The sequence below is a fragment of the Ramlibacter sp. genome, from assembly GCF_013697775.1.
Taxonomy (GTDB): Bacteria; Pseudomonadota; Gammaproteobacteria; order Burkholderiales; family Burkholderiaceae_C; genus Ramlibacter.
In genome coordinates this window covers 1-2,553 of sequence record NZ_JACCWG010000125.1, presented here as the reverse complement: position 1 = coordinate 2,553, position 2,553 = coordinate 1, and the positions used below count along the sequence as shown (strand labels likewise).

The following is a 2,553-nucleotide window of genomic DNA, read 5'->3' as shown; positions in this document are numbered from 1 at the left end:
CGCTCCTCGTCCGACAAGATCAAATCCGCCTTTGGCCTGCCCGTTCTCATTGCGTATCTCCGCTCGAAAGATACCGCAAGAGCAAGCACGATTAATGCCTGTTATTTACGGGACAGGACACTAGGTGATGGCTAAAATGGCCATCACCTAGGAGCCCGCGATGCAAACCACTGCCACCGACGCGAAGAACCGTTTCGGGTACTTTTGCGCCCAGGCCAAAAACGAGCCCGTCATTGTCGAGAAGGACGGCCGGCCGGACACGGTGCTGCTGGATTTCGAGGAGTACAAGGCGCTGAAGGAAGCGGCTCAGAAAAAGTCGCTGGCCGAACGCAAGAAGGAATTCGACGAGACGTACAAGGACTGGATCGCCGAGCAGCACGCGCTGGTGGAGAAGTACGGCATTCCGGGCGAAGAATTCCGTACCTGGTGAGCCCTTGGCAATGGCCCAGTTCGATGTCTACTGCAACCCCAGTCCCGTCAGCCGCGACGGCGTGCCGTATCTGGTGGATATGCAAAGCGAGTTGCTGAGCGGATTGCCGACACGGCTGATGGTGCCCTTGGGCAAGCCTGAAGTCGCCCCGAGCAAGTGCCCTCGATCGCTGTGTCCCGAGGTTCGGGTCGACGGGCAGCCGTTGCGCGTGCTGCCGCATCTGGCCGCTGCCTTCCGTTCGCGCGACCTCGGGCGTCCGCTTGCCTCGCTGACCGCCGAATCCAGCGCACTGGTCGCGGCGCTGGATGCGGTGCTCAGTGGCATCTGACCCGCGCCCCTTCAAGATCCCTCAATCGGTGCTGGTCGTGATCCACACGCCGGCGCTCGACGTCCTGCTCATCCGTCGCGCGCACGCGGGCAACTTCTGGCAGTCGGTGACGGGGTCCAAGGACCACGAGGACGAGACCTTCGCGCAGACCGCGGTGCGCGAGGTGCAGGAAGAGACCGGCATCGGCTGCGATGTAGGCACGCTCACCGACTGGGGCATCGAGAACGTCTACGACATCTACCCGCGCTGGCTGCACCGCTATGCGCCGGGTGTCACGCGCAACACCGAGCACGTGTTCGGCCTGCGCGTGCCCGAAGGCACGCCGGTGCGCCTGAACCCGCGCGAGCACACCGAATGGCGCTGGCTGCCCTGGCGCGCGGCGGCCGACGCATGTTTTTCGCCGTCCAACGCCGAAGCGATCCTGCTGCTGCCACAATTTGCGCAATGACAGTGCTTCGCGTTGCCACATACAACATCCACAAGGGCGTGCAAGGCATCGGCCCCGTGCGGCGGCTGGAAATCCACAACCTCGGCCATGCCGTGGAGCAATTGGACGCCGACATCGTGTGCCTGCAGGAGGTGCGCAAGCTGCACCGTGGCGAGGAGCGGTATTTCACGCGCTGGCCCGAGCTGCCGCAAGCCGAGTTCCTGGCGCCCGAGGGCTACCAGTCGGTGTACCAGACCAACGCGACCACGCGCCACGGCGAGCACGGCAATGCGCTGCTGACGCGCTGGCCGGTGGTGGCGCAGGGGCATGAGGACATGTCGGACCACCGCTTCGAGCAGCGCGGCCTGCTGCACGTGAAGGTGCAGGTGCAGCGGCGCGTGGTGCACGTCATCGTGGTGCACCTGGGGCTGATCGCCGCCAGCCGCCTGCGCCAGGTGGAACAGCTGGGCCGCTTCATCGCGCGCGAGATCCCGTTGCGCGAACCGGTGCTGGTGGCCGGGGACTTCAACGACTGGGGCGCCAAGCTGCGCGAACCGATGGGCCGCTTCGGCATGAAGGACTTCACCGGCCAGAAGGCGGCCACCTATCCCTCGCGCCTGCCGCTCGCGCAGCTGGACTTCGTCTACGCGCGCGGCCTGAAGCCGGTGGGCCTGCAGGTGCCCAAGGGCCCCATCTGGGGGCGCATGTCGGATCACCTGCCGCTGCTCGCGGAGTTCCGGCTCTAGGGGCGCGGCATGTCGCAGGGCGCGTCTCCATTGCGCAGCGGCCACGACCTGCGGCTGCTGGTGGGCAGCGGCGAATATTTCCCCGCGCTGGTGGCGGCCATCGACGCGGCGCGCGCCGAGGTGCGGCTGGAAACCTACATCTTCGACTTCACCGGCAGCGGCGCCGACGTCGCCAATGCGCTGGAGCGCGCGGCCAGGCGCGGCGTCGCGGTGCGGGTGGTGGTGGACGGCTACGGCACGCCGGAGCTGCCGGCCTCCTGGCGCCTGCGCCTGGAGGCGGCCGGCGTGCAATGGGTGGTGTTCCTGCCGCCGGGGCCGTTCGGCCTGCTGTACCCGCGGCAGTGGCGCCGCATGCACCGCAAGCTGTGCGTGGTGGACGGCACCGTGGGGTTTTGCGGCGGCATCAACGTGCTCGACGATTTCCACGATCCCAACCACGGCGTGCTGGAGGCGCCGCGCTTCGACTTCGCGATGCGCGTCACCGGCGCGCTGGTGCAGCAGATGCACGCCACCATGGAGACGCAGTGGCGCCGGCTGCAGGCCGTGCGCCAGCTGCGCCATGCGCAGCTCGCCGGCGCGGTGGATTCGCTGCTGCCGCACGGGGCGCACGGCACGCCCGCGC

The 2,553-nt window shown here is 67.5% G+C and carries 5 protein-coding genes; all 5 read left to right on the top strand.

The window, feature by feature from the left end; translation table 11 throughout:
• Positions 1–160 precede the first annotated feature (160 nt).
• Complete coding sequence (locus tag H0U68_RS06445) at positions 161–430, top strand: type II toxin-antitoxin system Phd/YefM family antitoxin (RefSeq protein ID WP_296353796.1); 270 nt, start codon at positions 161–163, stop codon at positions 428–430.
• A gap of 10 nt (positions 431–440) precedes the next feature.
• Positions 441–758 carry a CcdB family protein gene (locus H0U68_RS06440; protein ID WP_296353794.1) on the top strand — a complete coding sequence of 106 codons (318 nt, stop codon included), beginning with the start codon at positions 441–443 and terminating at the stop codon, positions 756–758.
• The gene (nudB, locus tag H0U68_RS06435; protein WP_296353792.1) at positions 748–1,206 is read left to right on the top strand and encodes a dihydroneopterin triphosphate diphosphatase; all 459 of its coding nucleotides are present in this window, start codon (positions 748–750) and stop codon (positions 1,204–1,206) included. The genes H0U68_RS06440 and nudB overlap by 11 nt, the downstream gene beginning before the upstream one ends.
• Complete coding sequence (locus H0U68_RS06430; protein ID WP_296353789.1) at positions 1,203–1,931, top strand: endonuclease/exonuclease/phosphatase family protein; 729 nt, start codon at positions 1,203–1,205, stop codon at positions 1,929–1,931. The genes nudB and H0U68_RS06430 overlap by 4 nt, the downstream gene beginning before the upstream one ends.
• 9 nt (positions 1,932–1,940) lie before the next feature.
• Positions 1,941–2,553 (top strand): phospholipase D-like domain-containing protein (locus tag H0U68_RS06425; protein WP_296353787.1); only part of this gene is annotated, 613 nt, incomplete at its 3' end.

What these genes read in the sequence shown, in the direction of transcription:
- H0U68_RS06430 (WP_296353789.1), top strand. Translation starts at nt 1,203, where the DNA reads ATGACAGTGCTTCGCGTTGCCACATACAACATCCACAAGGGCGTGCAA.
- H0U68_RS06445 (WP_296353796.1), top strand. Translation starts at nt 161, where the DNA reads ATGCAAACCACTGCCACCGACGCGAAGAACCGTTTCGGGTACTTTTGC.
- H0U68_RS06440 (WP_296353794.1), top strand. Translation starts at nt 441, where the DNA reads ATGGCCCAGTTCGATGTCTACTGCAACCCCAGTCCCGTCAGCCGCGAC.